This is a genomic window from Cognatiluteimonas lumbrici (assembly GCF_006476065.1).
In the GTDB taxonomy this organism is placed as follows: domain Bacteria; phylum Pseudomonadota; class Gammaproteobacteria; order Xanthomonadales; family Xanthomonadaceae; genus Cognatiluteimonas; species Cognatiluteimonas lumbrici.
On sequence record NZ_SRZZ01000004.1, the window covers coordinates 1 to 15963 of the forward strand.

Below are 15963 nucleotides of genomic sequence, written 5' to 3' on the forward strand. Positions count from 1 at the left end.
CGCCGCCGAAACGCTCCGCGCCGATCTTCGTCAGCGCCGCCGTCAGCGTCGTCTTGCCGTGGTCAACGTGACCGATCGTGCCCACGTTCACGTGGGGCTTGGTGCGCTCGAACTTACCCTTTGCCATCTCTAGTGTCTCCCGATTCTCAGTTCTTCTTGATCACGGACTCGGCGATGTTCGCCGGCGCTTCCGCGTAGTGGTCGAATTCCATCGTGAAGGTCGCGCGACCCTGCGACATCGAGCGCAGGCTGGTCGCGTAGCCGAACATCTCGCCCAGCGGGATCATCGCGTTGATGATCTTGCCCGACGGGCTGTCGTCCTGGCCCTGCAGGATGCCGCGGCGGCGGCTGACGTCGCCCATCACGTCGCCGAGGTACTCCTCGGGGGTGACGATCTCGACCTTCATGATCGGCTCGAGCAGCACCGGCGACGCCTTGCCGAAGCCTTCCTTGAAGCCCATCGAGCCCGCGATCTTGAACGCCATTTCCGACGAGTCGACCTCGTGGTACGAACCGTCCACCAGGCGCACCTTGACGTCCACGATCGGGTAGCCGGCGAGGATGCCGTTGGCGATCGCCTCCTGGATGCCCTTGTCGACCGCGGGGATGTACTCCTTCGGCACCACGCCGCCGACGATCGCGTTCTCGAACTCGTAGCCCTTGCCTTCCTCGTTCGGCGAGATCTCGAGCCAGACGTGGCCGAACTGGCCCTTGCCGCCCGACTGGCGCACGAACTTGCCTTCCGACTTGACCGCCTTGCGGATGGTCTCGCGGTAGGCGACCTGCGGCTTGCCGACGTTGGCCTCGACGTTGAACTCGCGCTTCAGGCGGTCGACGATGATGTCCAGGTGCAGCTCGCCCATGCCGGAGATGATGGTCTGGCCGGATTCCTCGTCGGTCTTGACGCGGAACGACGGGTCCTCCTGCGCCAGGCGGCCCAGCGCCAGGCCCATCTTCTCCTGGTCGGACTTGGTCTTCGGCTCCACCGCCATCGAGATCACCGGCTCGGGGAACACCATCCGCTCCAGGGTGATGACGTTGTCGGTCGCGCACAGGGTGTCGCCGGTGGTGACGTCCTTCAGGCCCACCGCCGCGGCGATGTCGCCAGCGCGAACTTCCTTGATCTCGCTGCGCTCGTTGGAGTGCATCTGCAGCAGGCGGCCGATGCGCTCCTTCTTCGACTTGACCGGGTTGTAGACCTGGTCGCCGGCGTTGAGGACGCCCGAGTACACGCGGAAGAAGGTCAGCGAACCGACGAACGGGTCGGTCATGATCTTGAACGCCAGCGCCGAGAACGGCGCCTTGTCGGACGACTCGCGGGTGGCGACCTGCTCGTTCTCGTCGATCCCCTGCACCGGCGGCACGTCGACCGGCGACGGCAGCAGCTGGATGACGCCGTCGAGCATGGCCTGCACGCCCTTGTTCTTGAACGCGGTGCCGCAGAACACCGGCACGATCTCGGTCTTCAGGGTGCGCTCTCGCAGGCCGGCGATGATCTCGTCCTCGCTGAGCTCGCCGCCCTCGAGGTACTTGTCCATCAGCGCCTCGTTGGCCTCGGCCGCGGCCTCGATCATGAACGCGCGCGCTTCCCTGGCCTTGTCCTGCAGCTCGGCCGGGATCTCGCCGTACTCGAACACGGTGCCCTGGCTGGCGGTATCCCAGTGGATGCGCTTCATCTTCAGCAGGTCGATGACGCCGTCGAAGTTGTCCTCGGCGCCGACCGGCACCTGCATCGGCACCGGGTAGGCGCCCAGGCGCGACTTCAGCTGGCCCACGACCTTGTCGAAGTTGGCGCCGGTGCGGTCCATCTTGTTGACGAACGCGAGCCGCGGCACGTGGTACTTGTTGGCCTGGCGCCACACGGTCTCGGACTGCGGCTGCACGCCGCCGACGGCGCACAGCACGAACACCGCGCCGTCGAGCACGCGCAGCGAACGCTCGACCTCGATGGTGAAGTCGACGTGCCCGGGGGTGTCGATGATGTTGAAGCGGTGCTGGGGCATGGACTTGTCCATGCCGCTCCAGAAGGCGGTGGTCGCCGCCGACTGGATGGTGATGCCGCGCTCCTGCTCCTGCTCCATCCAGTCCATGGTCGCGGCGCCGTCGTGCACCTCGCCCAGCTTGTGGCTGACGCCGGTGTAGAACAGGATGCGCTCGGACGTGGTGGTCTTGCCGGCATCGATGTGGGCCATGATGCCGAAGTTGCGGTAACGCTCGATGGGAGTGGTGCGGGCCACGGCTGTATCTCTTCTTGGTAGTGAATTGGCGAGGCCGCCCTTGCGGCGGCCTGGCTCAGGGCTTGCGGCGCGTGCGCCGCGGGCCGGCGCCGGTCCCCGCGGGGACCGGCAACCCGCCGGTCACCAGCGGTAGTGCGCGAACGCCTTGTTGGCTTCCGCCATGCGGTGGGTTTCCTCGCGCTTCTTGATCGCGCCGCCGCGGTTCTCGGCGGCGTCGAGCAGCTCGCCGGCGAGCTTGCGCGGCATCGAGTTCTCGCCGCGCTTGCGGGCGGCGTCGATCAGCCAGCGCATGGCCAGGGCCAGGCGGCGCGACTGGCGCACCTCGACCGGCACCTGGTAGGTGGCGCCGCCGACGCGGCGGGACTTCACCTCGACCGACGGCGAGATGTTGCCCAGCGCCTTCTCGACGACCTCGATGGGGTTCGGGTTCTTTTCCCCGATCACGTCCATCGCGCCGTAGACGATCTTCTCGGCGACCGACTTCTTGCCGCTGTACATGACCATGTTGATGAAGCGCGCGATGGTCTCGCTGCCGTGCTTGGGATCGGGCAGGACCGAGCGCTGCGGGGTGTTGCCTTTACGGGACATGTTCGATGCTTCCTACGATCAGGACTTCGGGCGCTTGGCGCCGTACTTGGAACGGGCCTGGCGGCGCTTGGCGACGCCGGCGGCGTCGAGCGAGCCGCGCACGGTGTGGTAGCGCACGCCCGGCAGGTCCTTGACGCGGCCGCCGCGGATCAGGACCACCGAGTGCTCCTGCAGGTTGTGGCCTTCGCCGCCGATGTACGAGATGACCTCGTAGCCGTTGGTCAGGCGCACCTTGGCGACCTTCCGGAGCGCCGAGTTCGGCTTCTTCGGGGTGGTGGTGTAGACGCGCGTGCAGACGCCGCGGCGCTGCGGGCAGTTCGCCAGCGCCGGGGAGTTGCTCTTGTAGGTTTCCGGGCTGCGCGGCTTGCGCACCAGCTGGTTGATCGTTGCCATTCGTTGCTCGAAGCTCGATGGGGCGGGCGCACCCGCTGTAGGAAAACAAAGCAGGCCGCAAACCGGCCTGCTTAGACGAAAAAGTATAGCCCGCGCTGGACCCCATGGTCAACGCAAGCCATACCGGAATCCCCGGGGCGGCGGCATCGGCCGTGCCCGGATTCCCAATCATCCCGCCCTTCCTGGGCCGAAGACGAGGCGCTCCCTGCGCCTCATTTCGTGGTCTGGTGGCGACCCGGATGGCCGGGCCGCCGACTTGCACATTATCAGCCGGCGTCGGCCTCGCCGCCAGCCCCCTCGCCGTCCACGGTCTCCGCCTCGGCGGTCACCGCGCCCGACAGGGCCTCCATCTCCGACTCGGTCAGCCCGGCGGCGTTCTTGCGCCGCTGGGTGTGGTAGGCCAGGCCGGTGCCGGCCGGGATCAGCCGGCCGACGATCACGTTCTCCTTGAGGCCCCGCAGGTTGTCGCGGGTGCCGCGGACGGCCGCCTCGGTGAGTACGCGGGTGGTCTCCTGGAACGAAGCCGCGGAGATGAACGACTCGGTCGCCAGCGAGGCCTTGGTGATGCCCAGCAGCACCGGGGCGAACTTGGCCGGGAGCTCGTTGCGGGCTTCCAGCCTGGCGTTCTCCTCGATCACGCGCTGGCGCTCGGCCTGCTCGCCCTGCAGGAAGCGGCTGTCGCCGGCGTCGGTGATCTCGACCTTGCGCAGCATCTGGCGGACGATCACCTCGATGTGCTTGTCGTTGATCTTGACGCCCTGCAGGCGGTAGACGTCCTGGATCTCCTTGACCAGGTAGGCCGCCAGCGGCTCGACGCCGAGCAGGCGCAGGATGTCCTGCGGGGTCGGCTCGCCGTCCACCACGGTCTCGCCCTTCTCCACGTGCTCGCCCTCGAACACGATGATCTGGCGGTACTTCGGGATCAGCTCCTCGTGCTCGTTGCCGTCCGCGTCGCGGATGATCAGGCGCTGCTTGCCCTTGGTGTCCTTGCCGAACGAGACGATGCCGGAGACCTCGGCCAGCACCGCCGGGTCCTTCGGCTTGCGCGCCTCGAACAGATCGGCCACGCGCGGCAGGCCGCCGGTGATGTCGCGGGTCTTGGAGGCTTCCTGCGGGATCTTGGCGACCACGTCGCCCACGCCGACGGCGGCGCCGTCCTGCAGGTTGACGATCGAGCGCGGCGGCAGCAGGTACTGCGCCGGCAGGTCGGTGCCCGGGATGTTCAGGTCCTCGCCCTTCTTGTCCACGATCCGGACCAGCGGGCGCAGGTCCTTGCCCTGCGAGCCGCGGCGCTTGGGATCGGTGATCTCGCGCGAGGCCAGGCCGGTCAGGTCGTCGGTCTTCTCGATGACGGTGACGCCGTCGATGAAGTCCACGAAGCGCACGAAGCCCGCCACTTCCGAGACGATCGGGTGGTTGTGCGGGTCCCAGTGGGCCACGGTCTGGCCGGCCTTGATCGCGTCGCCGTCCTTGACCGTGATGGTGGCGCCGTACGGCAGCTTGTAGCGCTCGCGCTCGCGGCCGTGGGTGTCGAGCACCGACAGCTCGCCCGAGCGCGACACCGCGACCAGGTTGCCCTCGCCGTGCGCGACCGACTTCAGGTTGTTGAACTTGATCGAGCCCGTGGTCTTGACGGTGACGTTGTCGATCGCCGCCGCGCGCGACGCCGCGCCGCCGATGTGGAACGTCCGCATCGTCAGCTGGGTGCCGGGCTCGCCGATCGACTGCGCGGCGACCACGCCCACGGCCTCGCCGAGGTTGACGATGTGGCCGCGGCCCAGGTCGCGGCCGTAGCAGTGCGCGCACACGCCGAAGGCGCTTTCGCAGGTGATCGTCGAGCGGACCTTGATCGACTGCACGCCCGCGTCCTCGAGCCTGGCCACCCAGTTCTCGTCGAGCAGGGTGTTGCGGGTGACGATCGGGTCGGCGTCGTCGCCGGGCAGGAACACGTCCTCGGCGACCATGCGGCCGAGCACGCGGTCCTTCAGCGGCTCGACCACGTCGCCGCCTTCCACGATCGGGGTCATGGTCAGGCCGTCGTGGGTGCCGCAGTCCTGCTCGGTGATGACCACGTCCTGGGCCACGTCCACCAGGCGGCGGGTCAGGTAGCCGGAGTTCGCGGTCTTCAGCGCGGTATCGGCGAGGCCCTTGCGCGCGCCGTGGGTCGAGATGAAGTACTGCTGGACGTTCAGGCCCTCGCGGAAGTTCGAGGTGATCGGGGTCTCGATGATCGAGCCGTCCGGCTTGGCCATCAGGCCGCGCATGCCCGCCAGCTGGCGGATCTGCGCCTGCGAGCCACGCGCGCCGGAGTCGGCCATGATGTAGACCGAGTTCATCGACTTCTGCTGGACCTGCTCGCCCTTGGCGTTGGTCACGGTCTCGGTGCCGATCGCCTCCATCATCGCCTTGGCCACGCGCTCGTTGGTGCGCGACCAGATGTCCACCACCTTGTTGTAGCGCTCGCCCGCGGTGACCAGGCCCGACTGGTACTGCTGCTGGATCTCCAGCACTTCGGTCTCGGCCTCGTCGAGGATGCCCTTCTTCTCGTCCGGGATGATCATGTCGTCGATGCCGATCGACACGCCCGCGCGGGTGGCGTAGGCGAAGCCGGTGTACATCAGCTTGTCGGCGAACACGACCGTGTCCTTGAGGCCGAGGCGGCGGTAGCAGGAGTTGATCAGGCGGCTGATGTTCTTCTTGGTCAGCTCGGTGTTGGCCAGCGCGAACGGCAGGCCCTCCGGCAGGATCTCGGCCAGCAGCGCGCGCCCGACCGTGGTGTCCACGATCGAGGTCTTCTTCTCGCGGCTGCCGTCCTCGGCGACCACGGTCTCGGTGATGCGCACCTTGACCTTGGCGTGCAGGCCGGCGACGCGGTTGTCGTAGGCGCGCTTCACCTCGGCGATGTTGGCGAACACCATGCCCTCGCCCGGGGTGTTCTCCAGCGCGCGGGTCATGTAGTACAGGCCGAGCACGACGTCCTGCGACGGCACGATGATCGGCTCGCCGTTGGCCGGCGACAGGATGTTGTTCGACGCCATCATCAGCGCGCGCGCCTCCAGCTGGGCCTCGAGGCTCAGCGGCACGTGCACGGCCATCTGGTCGCCGTCGAAGTCGGCGTTGAACGCGGTGCAGACCAGCGGGTGCAGCTGGATCGCCTTGCCCTCGATCAGCACCGGCTCGAACGCCTGGATGCCCAGGCGATGCAGGGTCGGCGCACGGTTCAGCAGCACCGGGTGCTCGCGGATGACCTCCTCGAGGATGTCCCAGACCTCGGCCTCTTCACGCTCGACCAGCTTCTTGGCGGCCTTGATCGTGGTGGCCAGGCCGCGGCGCTGCAGCTTGGCGAAGATGAAGGGCTTGAACAGCTCCAGCGCCATCTTCTTCGGCAGGCCGCACTGGTGCAGCTTGAGGTACGGGCCGACCACGATGACCGAACGGCCGGAGTAGTCCACGCGCTTGCCGAGCAGGTTCTGGCGGAAGCGGCCCTGCTTGCCCTTGATCATGTCGGCCAGCGACTTCAAAGGCCGCTTGTTCGTGCCGGTGATGGCGCGGCCGCGGCGGCCGTTGTCCATCAGCGCGTCCACCGACTCCTGCAGCATGCGCTTCTCGTTGCGCACGATGATGTCCGGCGCGTTGAGCTCGAGCAGGCGGCGCAGGCGGTTGTTGCGGTTGATGACGCGGCGGTACAGGTCGTTCAGGTCGGAGGTCGCGAAGCGGCCGCCGTCCAGCGGCACCAGCGGGCGCAGGTCCGGCGGCAGCACCGGCAGCACGGTCATGACCATCCACTCGGGGCGGTTGCCCGACTCGAGGAAGGCCTCGACCAGCTTGATGCGCTTGGTCAGGCGCTTGAGCTTGGTCTCCGAGCCGGTCGCGGCGATCTCTTCCTTGAGCTTGACCATCTCGGCCTGCAGGTCGATCGTGCGCAGCAGCTCGAACACCGCCTCGGCGCCCATTGCGGCGTCGAAGTCGTCGCCGTGCTCCTGGCGCATCTGCATGAACTGCTCTTCGTTGAGCAGCTGGCCGCGCTCCATCGGGGTCAGGCCCGGCTCCGTGACCACGTAGGCCTCGAAGTACAGGATCCGCTCGATGTCGCGCAGGGTCATGTCCAGCATCAGGCCGATGCGGGACGGCAGCGACTTCAGGAACCAGATGTGCGCGACCGGCGAGGCCAGGTCGATGTGGCCCATGCGCTCGCGGCGCACCTTGGCCAGGGTGACCTCGGTGCCGCACTTCTCGCAGACCACGCCGCGGTGCTTCATGCGCTTGTACTTGCCGCACAGGCACTCGTAGTCCTTGATCGGGCCGAAGATGGCGGCGCAGAACAGGCCGTCGCGCTCGGGCTTGAAGGTGCGGTAGTTGATGGTCTCGGGCTTCTTCACCTCGCCGAACGACCACGAGCGGATCAGGTCCGGCGACGCCAGCGCGATCTTGATCGCGTCGAAGTCGAGCGTGGGGCGCTGCTGGTTGAAGAGGTTGAGCAGGTCTTTCATTTGGATGTTCTCCGGTAGAGGGGCACTGGGTGTTCGCGGCTACCCGCGGATCAGTGCTCCTCCAGCTCCATGTTGATGGCCAGCGAGCGGATTTCCTTCACCAGGACGTTGAAGGACTCCGGCATGCCGGCGACCATCTCGTGCTCGCCATCGACGATGTTCTTGTACATCTGGTTGCGGCCCTGCACGTCGTCGGACTTCACCGTCAGCATTTCCTGCAGGGTGTAGGCCGCGCCGTAGGCTTCCAGCGCCCAGACTTCCATTTCGCCGAAGCGCTGGCCGCCGAACTGCGCCTTGCCGCCCAGCGGCTGCTGGGTGACGAGCGAGTACGGACCGGTCGAACGCGCGTGCATCTTGTCGTCGACCAGGTGGTTCAGCTTCAGCATGTGCATGTAGCCGACCGTGACCTGGCGCTCGAACGCCTCGCCGGTGCGGCCGTCGAACAGCGTGGTCTGGCCGCTCTGCGGCAGGTCCGCCAGCTCCAGCATGCGCTTGATCTCGGACTCGGCGGCACCGTCGAACACCGGGGTGGCCATCGGCACGCCGCCGACGAGGTTGCGGGCCATGCCCAGCAGCTCCTCGTCGCTGAACTGCTTCAGGTCCACGCGCAGCTCGCCGCTGGCCTTGTCGTGGTTGTAGATCTCGTCCAGGAACTTGCGCAGGTCGGCGACCTTGGCCTGGGCCTGCAGCATGCGGTCGATCTTCTCGCCCAGGCCCTTGGCGGCCCAGCCCAGGTGGGTCTCGAGGATCTGGCCGATGTTCATGCGGCTCGGCACGCCCAGCGGGTTGAGCACGATGTCCACGGTCTGGCCGTCGGCCATGTAGGGCATGTCCTCGACCGGCACGATGGTGGACACCACGCCCTTGTTGCCGTGGCGGCCGGCCATCTTGTCGCCCGGCTGGATGCGGCGCTTCACCGCCAGGTAGACCTTGACCATCTTCAGCACGCCCGGGGCGAGGTCGTCGCCCTGGGTGATCTTGGCGCGCTTGTCGGCGAAGCGCTTCTCGAACTCGGCCTTGTGCGCCTCGATCTGCTTCTGCGCGCGCTCCACCGCGTCGGCGGCGTCGTCGTCCTTCATCCGCAGCTGCAGCCAGTCGGACTTCTTCAGCCCGTCGAGCACCAGCGAGGACACGGTGTCGCCCTTCTTCACGCCCGGGCCGCCGTTGGCGACCTTGCCCAGCAGCTGCTCGCGCAGGCGCGCGTAGATCGCGCCCTCGAGGATGCGGAACTGGTCGTCGAAGTCCTTCTTGACGCGCTTGATCTCGGATTCCTCGATCTGGCGCGCGCGCTTGTCCTTCTCGATGCCGTCGCGGGTGAACACCTGGACGTCGATGACCACGCCGTCCATGCCCGGGGGCACGCGCAGCGAGCTGTCCTTCACGTCCGAAGCCTTCTCGCCGAAGATCGCGCGCAGCAGCTTCTCCTCGGGGGTCAGCTGCGACTCGCCCTTGGGCGTGACCTTGCCGACCAGGATGTCGCCGGCGCGGACCTCGGCGCCGATGTACACCACGCCCGACTCGTCGAGGCGGTTGAGCGCCTGCTCGGAGACGTTCGGGATGTCGGCGGAGATCTCCTCCGGGCCCAGCTTGGTGTCGCGGGCCTGGACGGTCAGCTCCTCGATGTGGATCGTGGTGTAGCGATCCTGCTCGACCACGCGCTCGGAGAGCAGGATCGAGTCCTCGAAGTTGTAGCCGTTCCAGGGCATGAACGCGACCAGCATGTTCTGGCCCAGGGCGAGCTCGCCGATGTCGGTCGAGGGGCCGTCGGCCAGCACGTCGCCGCGCTCGATGCGGTCGCCCACCGCGACCAGCGGGCGCTGGTTGATGCAGGTGTTCTGGTTGGAGCGGGTGTACTTGATCAGGCTGTAGATGTCGACGCCGGCATCGTGCTCGCCCGCGATCTCGCCTTCGTTGGCCTTGACCACGATGCGGCCCGCGTCCACCTGCTCGACCACGCCGCCGCGGCGCGCGTTGACGGTGACGCCCGAGTCGCGCGCCACGGCGCGCTCGATGCCGGTGCCGACCAGCGGCTTCTCGGCGCGCAGCGTCGGCACCGCCTGGCGCTGCATGTTGGCGCCCATCAGCGCGCGGTTGGCGTCGTCGTGCTCGAGGAACGGCACCAGCGCCGCGGCCACCGACACGGTCTGCATCGGCGAGACGTCCATGTAGTGGATCTCGGCCGGCGGCTTGAGCAGGTTCTCGCCCTGGTAGCGGCAGGCGACGAACTGCGAGGTGAGGCGGCCCTTCTCGTCCTGCGGCGCGTTGGCCTGGGCGATGACGTACTCGTTCTCCTCGATCGCCGACAGGAACTCGACCTCGTCGGTGACCTTGCCGTCCACGACCTTGCGGTACGGCGTCTCGAGGAAGCCGTACTGGTTGGTGCGGGCGAACACCGCCAGCGAGTTGATCAGGCCGATGTTCGGGCCTTCCGGGGTCTCGATGGTGCAGACGCGGCCGTAATGGGTCGGATGCACGTCGCGCACCTCGAAGCCGGCGCGCTCGCGGGTCAGGCCGCCCGGGCCCAGTGCCGACACGCGGCGCTTGTGGGTGACCTCGGACAGCGGGTTGTTCTGGTCCATGAACTGCGACAGCTGCGACGAACCGAAGAACTCCTTCACCGCCGCCGCGACCGGCTTGGCGTTGATCAGTTCCTGCGGGGTCAGGCCGTCGGCCTCGGCCATGGTCAGGCGCTCGCGCACGGCGCGCTCCACGCGGACCAGGCCGACGCGGAACACGTTCTCGGCCATCTCGCCGACCGAACGCACGCGGCGGTTGCCGAGGTGGTCGATGTCGTCCACGGTGCCGCGGCCGTTGCGGATCTCGGTCAGCACCTTGATCACGTCGAGGATGTCGGAACCGTCGCCGAGCTCCTCGCGCAGGCGCGCGGACTCCTCGTCCTTGCGCTCGGCGAAGTACTTGGCGTCGTAAAGCACCGACGCGCCGGTGGTTTCCTTGCGGCCGATGCGGCGGTTGAACTTCATCCGGCCCACGGCCGACAGGTCGTAGCGCTCGAAGGTGAAGAACAGGTTGTGGAACAGGTTCTGGGCGGCGTCCTTGGTCGGCGGCTCGCCCGGGCGCATCATGCGGTAGATCTCGACCAGCGCCTCGAGCTGGGTCTTGGTCGAGTCGATGCGCAGGGTGTTGGACAGGTACGGGCCGCGGTCCAGGTCGTTGACCCAGATCGTGCCCACGGCGTCGATCCCGGCCTTGCGGAACGCGGCCAGGTGCTCGTCGGTGATCTCGTCGTTGGCGGCGGCCAGCAGCTCGCCGGTCTCCGGGTCGACCACGTCGTGCGACAGGATGCGGCCGGTCAGGTACTCGTCCGGCACCGCCAGCGCCTCGACCCCGGCCTGCTCCAGCTGCTTGATGTGGCGCGCGGTGATGCGCTTGCCGGCCTCGACGATGACCTTGTCGCCGTCGGCCAGGTCGAAGTTCAGGGTCTCGCCGCGCAGGCGCTCGGCGACCAGCTCGAGCTGCACGCCTTCCTTGGGGTCGATGTGGAAGGTGTTGATCTCGAAGAACTCGTTGAGCATCTCCTCGTTGGAGTAGCCCAGCGCGCGCAGCAGCACGCTGACCGGCAGCTTGCGGCGGCGGTCGATGCGGGTGAACAGCGCGTCCTTCGGGTCGAACTCGAAGTCCAGCCAGGAGCCGCGATAGGGGATGATGCGGGCGCTGTACAGCAGCTTGCCCGAGGAGTGGGTCTTGCCGCGGTCGTGGTCGAAGAACACGCCCGGCGAGCGGTGCAGCTGCGAGACGATGACGCGCTCGGTGCCGTTGACGATGAAGGTGCCGTTCTCGGTCATGAGCGGGATCTCGCCCATGTAGACCTCCTGCTCCTTCACGTACTTGATCGCCTTGCTCGACGACTCGCGGTCGTAGATCACCAGGCGCACGGTCACGCGCAGCGGCGCGCCGTAGCTGAGGCCGCGGTTGCGGCACTCGCGCTCGTCGAACACCGGCTCCCCAAGCTTGTAACCGACGTACTCCAGCGCGGCGTAGCCGTTGTAGCTGACGATCGGGAACACCGACTTCAGCGCGGCGTGCAGGCCCTTGTCGGCGCGCTGGGCGGGCTCGACGTCCTGCTGCAGGAATTCACGGTAGGAATCGACCTGGATCGCCAGCAGGAAGGGCACTTCCAGGATGGACCGGCTCTTGCCGAAGTCCTTGCGGATGCGCTTCTTCTCGGTGAACGAATAGCCGTTCCGTGCCTTGTTGGTCGACTTGGGAGTGGAAGCCGTGGTCATTGGGTTGCCGCCTCGCTGGAAACTTTCCGGGGATCTCCGAACCGCCAGTCGGGAGTCGCTGGTATTGCCGGCACCAGCACGCCCTCTCCCGCTACTTCCGACTGAAGACTCGCTTCGTTGTGTTGCCTGCCGCCGCCGGAGGCTGCTGCCTCCTGCAACGGCCAAAGGCCGGGGGCTCTCGCCCCCAGCCTTCGTTGCATCGCCATGTCAGCGGCGACGCAAGTACCGCTTACTTCACCTCGACGGTCGCGCCGGCGGCCTCGAGGTCCTTCTTCATCTTCTCGGCGTCTTCCTTCGACACGCCTTCCTTCACGGTGCCGCCGGCCTCGGTGAGGTCCTTGGCTTCCTTCAGGCCCAGGCCGGTGATGGCGCGGACGGCCTTGATCACCTCGACCTTCTTGTCGCCGGGCGACTTCAGGATGACGTTGAACTCGGTCTGCTCCTCGGCGGCCGGGCCCGCGGCGGCGGCCGGACCGGCGGCCATCACGGGGGCGGCGGCGGAGACGCCGAACTTCTCTTCGATCGCCTTCACCAGCTCCATCACTTCCATCAGCGACTTGGCGGCGATGGCGTCGACGATCTGCTCGTTGGACAGGGACATTTTCGATTTACCTCTGGAAAGTTTGTGGTGTTGTTGGATCAGGCAGTCGCGGCTTCGGCCTCGGCGGGGGCTGCATCGCCACCCTCCTTGTCGGCCACGGCCTTCACCGCGCGGGCGAACATCGCCGCCGGTTCGGCCAGGACGCGGGCCAGCATGGCCAGGGCCTGTTCGCGGGTCGGCAGCGACGCCAGCACCTCGACGTGCTCGGCGGGCAGCAGCTTGCCTTCGACCGACACGAGGCGGGCCTTCAGCTTGTCGTTGCCCTTGGCGAACTCCTTGATCAGGCGACCGGCTGCGCCGGGCTCCTCGGTCGAGAACGCGTACAGCAGCGGACCGACGAGTTCGTCCTTGACGCACTCGTATTCGGTACCCGCCACCGCGCGAGAGGCCAGCGTGTTCTTGACGACTCGCAAGTACACGCCGGTCTCGCGGGCCTTCTTGCGCATCGCGGTCATCTGTTCGACCGTGAGGCCCGCGTACTCGGCTGCGACCAGGGAGTGGGCCTTGGCGGCGACCTCTGCCAGTTCCGCGACGACTTCCTGCTTCTGGGTCAGATTGAGAGCCATTGCTCCTCCTGTTTGAACTCCGCGCGCGGCTCGCGCCGCTTGCGGTCCGGGTGGTGGCCTCTCCAGAAACTCCCAGAGGGGGGCACCATCTGCGCAGGCTTGGCCTTGCGGCCGGATTAAGCGGACCCGCTTGCGGAGGCGGCGATTCCCTGCCAGGTCGAGCTTCCGTGCCCGTCGCCTTCGCGCGCTGACCGCGCCTGCGGTCTTTGACGGCTGCCGCGGGTCGGTGGATCGACTGGCGACGCCCTCAAAATTTCATTCGGCGCTTCGCGCCGTCGCGGCTTCCGCCGCTCCCACAAAAAACCTTGTTACTTCAGGGCCAGGGTGGACTGGTCGACGGTGACGCCGGGGCCCATCGTGGAGCTGATCGAGATCTTCTGCAGGTACTGGCCCTTGGCGGTCGCCGGCTTGGCCTTGACCAGGTCCTGGAGCAGCGCCTGCAGGTTTTCCTTGAGCTTGTCGGACTCGAAGTCCGCCTTGCCGATGGTGCAGTGGATGATGCCGGCCTTGTCGGTGCGGTAGCGGACCTGGCCGCCCTTGGCGTTCTTCACCGCCTCGGCCGGGTTCGGCGACACGGTGCCGACCTTCGGGTTCGGCATCAGGCCGCGCGGGCCGAGCAGCTGGCCCAGCTTGCCGACCACGCGCATCGCGTCCGGGGTCGCGATCACGACGTCGTAGTTGAGGTCGCCGCCCTGCATCTTCTCGGCCAGGTCGTCCATGCCGACGGCGTCGGCGCCGGCGGCCAGGGCCTCGTCGGCCTTGGCGCCCGGCGGGCAGAACACCGCCACGCGCACGGTCTTGCCGGTACCCGCGGGCAGCACGGTCGAGCCGCGCACCTGCTGGTCGGACTTCTTGGCGTCCACGCCGAGGCGGACGGCGACGTCCACGGACTCGACGAACTTCACCTTGGCGTTGTCGCGGACGATCTGCAGGGCCTCGTCGATCGCGTAGGCCTTGCCGGGGACGATCTGGGTCTGCGCCTTCAGTCGCTTGGTCATCGTGGTCATCGGATCAGCCCTCCACCGTCAGGCCCATGGAGCGGGCCGAGCCCGCGATCGTGCGCACCGCCGCGTCCAGGTCGGCCGCGGTCAGGTCGGGTTCCTTCGCCTTGGCGATCTCCTCGAGCTGCTTGCGGGTGACCTTGCCCACCTTCTCGGTGTTGGGGCGCTTGGAACCGGACTGCACGCCGGACGCCTTCTTCAGCAGGATCGTCGCGGGCGGCGTCTTGGTGATGAAGGTGAAGGTGCGGTCCGAGTACGCGGTGATGACCACGGGGATCGGCAGGCCCGGCTCCATCTTCTGCGTGGCGGCGTTGAACGCCTTGCAGAATTCCATGATGTTCAGGCCGCGCTGGCCGAGGGCGGGGCCCACGGGCGGCGACGGGTTGGCCTGGCCGGCCTTGACCTGCAGCTTGATGTAACCGACGACTTTCTTTGCCATTGCTCTAGCTCCTGGAGTTCAAGCGTCTGCACGCCTCGCGGCTGCGGGACTCCTCCGTTGTGAAGGTCAGGCCTTCTCGACCTGGCCGAATTCGAGTTCCACGGGCGTGGAGCGCCCGAAGATCAGCACCGCCACGCGCAGGCGGCTCTTTTCGTAGTTGACTTCCTCGACCACGCCGTTGAAGTCATTGAACGGACCATCCACGACGCGGACCATCTGGCCGGCCTCGAACAGCACCTTCGGGCGCGGCTTCTCGACGCCCTCCTGGACCCGGTCGAGGATCGCGGCGGCCTCGTCGTCCCGGATCGGCAGCGGCTTGTCGGCGGTGCCACCGATGAAGCCCATGACCTTGGGGGTCTCCTTGATCAGGTGCCAGCTCTCGTTGTCGATGCGCGGGATGCCGCCCTCGTCGTGGGTGGCGATCTGCACCAGCACGTAGCCGGGGAAGAACTTGCGCTCGGAACGGCGCTTCTGGCCGGAGCGCATCTCCACCACTTCCTCGGTCGGCACCAGCACGTCGCCGAAGCGGTCTTCCATGCCCATCCGCTTGATCCGGTCGCGCAGCGCCTGCGCCACCGACTTCTCGAAGCCGGAATAGGCATGCACGACGTACCAGCGCATGTTGCCGGCGTTGCCGCCCTTGCCGTCCGTGTTGTTGTCCTGCGTTTCGGTCACGCCGCCATCTCCGTCCGTCATACCGCCAGCAGCCACTTGACCGCGGCCTGCACGATGACGTCGAAGAACGCCAGCAGCAGGCTGATCGCCACCACCACCGCGATCACCACCCAGGTGGTGCGGGTGGCTTCCTGGCGCTTCGGCCAGACCACCTTGCGCAGCTCGAACCGCGACTCGGCGAGGAACTCGCGGACCTGCGCGCCCTTGCGGGTGGTCAGGAACACCACCACGCCGGCGACCACGCCGCCGGCGACCGACAGCACCCGCGCGACGCCGGGCCACTGGCCCTCGAACCAGTAGAAGGCGAACACGCCCGCGGCCACCAGCGCGATCGCCAGCAGGTACCTGGCGAGGTCGGCGCCCGAGGTCGCGCCCTTGGCTTGTTGTTCGATTCGGCTGTTCAAGTGTCGTCGTCGCTGTCCTGATGCCCCGCCGGGGGCATCGCGTGGCACGCCAGGAGGGACTCGAACCCCCAACCTGCGGTTTTGGAGACCGCTGCTCTGCCAATTGAGCTACTGGCGTATGGCTTCAATTTTCCCGTCTTCCGGAAAAGGCAACGGCGGCTGCCGCCGCCTTGCCCTTCCACGTGCTTGCGCGAGGCCTTACTTGATGATCTTGGCCACCACGCCGGCGCCGACGGTGCGGCCGCCCTCGCGGATCGCGAAGCGCAGGCCCTCGTCCATCGCCACCGGGTTGATCAGCGTGACCTTCATCTTCACGTTGTCGCCC

At 67.4% G+C, this 15963-nt stretch carries 13 protein-coding genes and 1 tRNA gene; all 14 read right to left on the reverse strand.

Annotated features, from left to right (window positions below; all coding sequences use genetic code 11):
- Positions 1 to 127: GTP-binding protein (locus tag E4F25_RS11340; protein WP_049472805.1), on the reverse strand; the 127-nt coding region annotated here is incomplete at its 3' end.
- Between the two features lie 19 nt (positions 128 to 146).
- Positions 147 to 2237, reverse strand: coding sequence for an elongation factor G (gene fusA / locus E4F25_RS11345; protein ID WP_140910437.1), 2091 nt, complete (start codon positions 2235 to 2237; stop codon positions 147 to 149).
- Positions 2238 to 2357: 120 nt separating this feature from the next.
- Positions 2358 to 2825 (reverse strand): 30S ribosomal protein S7, encoded by a 468-nt coding sequence (rpsG, locus tag E4F25_RS11350; RefSeq protein WP_140910438.1) that lies wholly within the window; start codon positions 2823 to 2825, stop codon positions 2358 to 2360.
- Positions 2826 to 2843: 18 nt separating this feature from the next.
- On the reverse strand, positions 2844 to 3218 hold the full coding sequence (gene rpsL / locus E4F25_RS11355) for a 30S ribosomal protein S12 (RefSeq protein WP_140910439.1): 375 nt from the start codon (positions 3216 to 3218) through the stop codon (positions 2844 to 2846).
- Positions 3219 to 3484: 266 nt separating this feature from the next.
- Complete coding sequence (gene rpoC / locus E4F25_RS11360; RefSeq protein ID WP_246069926.1) at positions 3485 to 7708, reverse strand: DNA-directed RNA polymerase subunit beta'; 4224 nt, start codon at positions 7706 to 7708, stop codon at positions 3485 to 3487.
- A 50-nt stretch (positions 7709 to 7758) separates the two neighbouring features.
- Positions 7759 to 11952: a DNA-directed RNA polymerase subunit beta gene (gene rpoB, locus E4F25_RS11365; protein ID WP_140910440.1), complete on the reverse strand. Its 4194-nt coding sequence runs from the start codon at positions 11950 to 11952 to the stop codon at positions 7759 to 7761.
- A gap of 229 nt (positions 11953 to 12181) precedes the next feature.
- Entirely contained in the window at positions 12182 to 12553 is a 372-nt protein-coding gene (gene rplL, locus E4F25_RS11370; protein ID WP_140910441.1) for a 50S ribosomal protein L7/L12, read from the reverse strand.
- A 38-nt stretch (positions 12554 to 12591) separates the two neighbouring features.
- Positions 12592 to 13119 (reverse strand): 50S ribosomal protein L10, encoded by a 528-nt coding sequence (gene rplJ, locus E4F25_RS11375; protein ID WP_140910442.1) that lies wholly within the window; start codon positions 13117 to 13119, stop codon positions 12592 to 12594.
- A 308-nt stretch (positions 13120 to 13427) separates the two neighbouring features.
- On the reverse strand, positions 13428 to 14126 hold the full coding sequence (gene rplA / locus E4F25_RS11380) for a 50S ribosomal protein L1 (RefSeq protein ID WP_181168293.1): 699 nt from the start codon (positions 14124 to 14126) through the stop codon (positions 13428 to 13430).
- Positions 14127 to 14130: 4 nt separating this feature from the next.
- Complete coding sequence (gene rplK / locus E4F25_RS11385) at positions 14131 to 14559, reverse strand: 50S ribosomal protein L11 (protein WP_140910444.1); 429 nt, start codon at positions 14557 to 14559, stop codon at positions 14131 to 14133.
- Positions 14560 to 14625: 66 nt separating this feature from the next.
- Entirely contained in the window at positions 14626 to 15234 is a 609-nt protein-coding gene (gene nusG / locus E4F25_RS11390) for a transcription termination/antitermination protein NusG (RefSeq protein ID WP_181168294.1), read from the reverse strand.
- A gap of 17 nt (positions 15235 to 15251) precedes the next feature.
- Positions 15252 to 15638 carry a preprotein translocase subunit SecE gene (gene secE / locus E4F25_RS11395; protein WP_140910446.1) on the reverse strand — a complete coding sequence of 129 codons (387 nt, stop codon included), beginning with the start codon at positions 15636 to 15638 and terminating at the stop codon, positions 15252 to 15254.
- Between the two features lie 42 nt (positions 15639 to 15680).
- Positions 15681 to 15756: transfer RNA gene (locus E4F25_RS11400), tRNA-Trp, on the reverse strand.
- 80 nt (positions 15757 to 15836) lie between these two features.
- On the reverse strand, positions 15837 to 15963 hold a 127-nt coding region (locus E4F25_RS11405; protein ID WP_455423388.1), incomplete at its 5' end, for an EF-Tu C-terminal domain-related protein.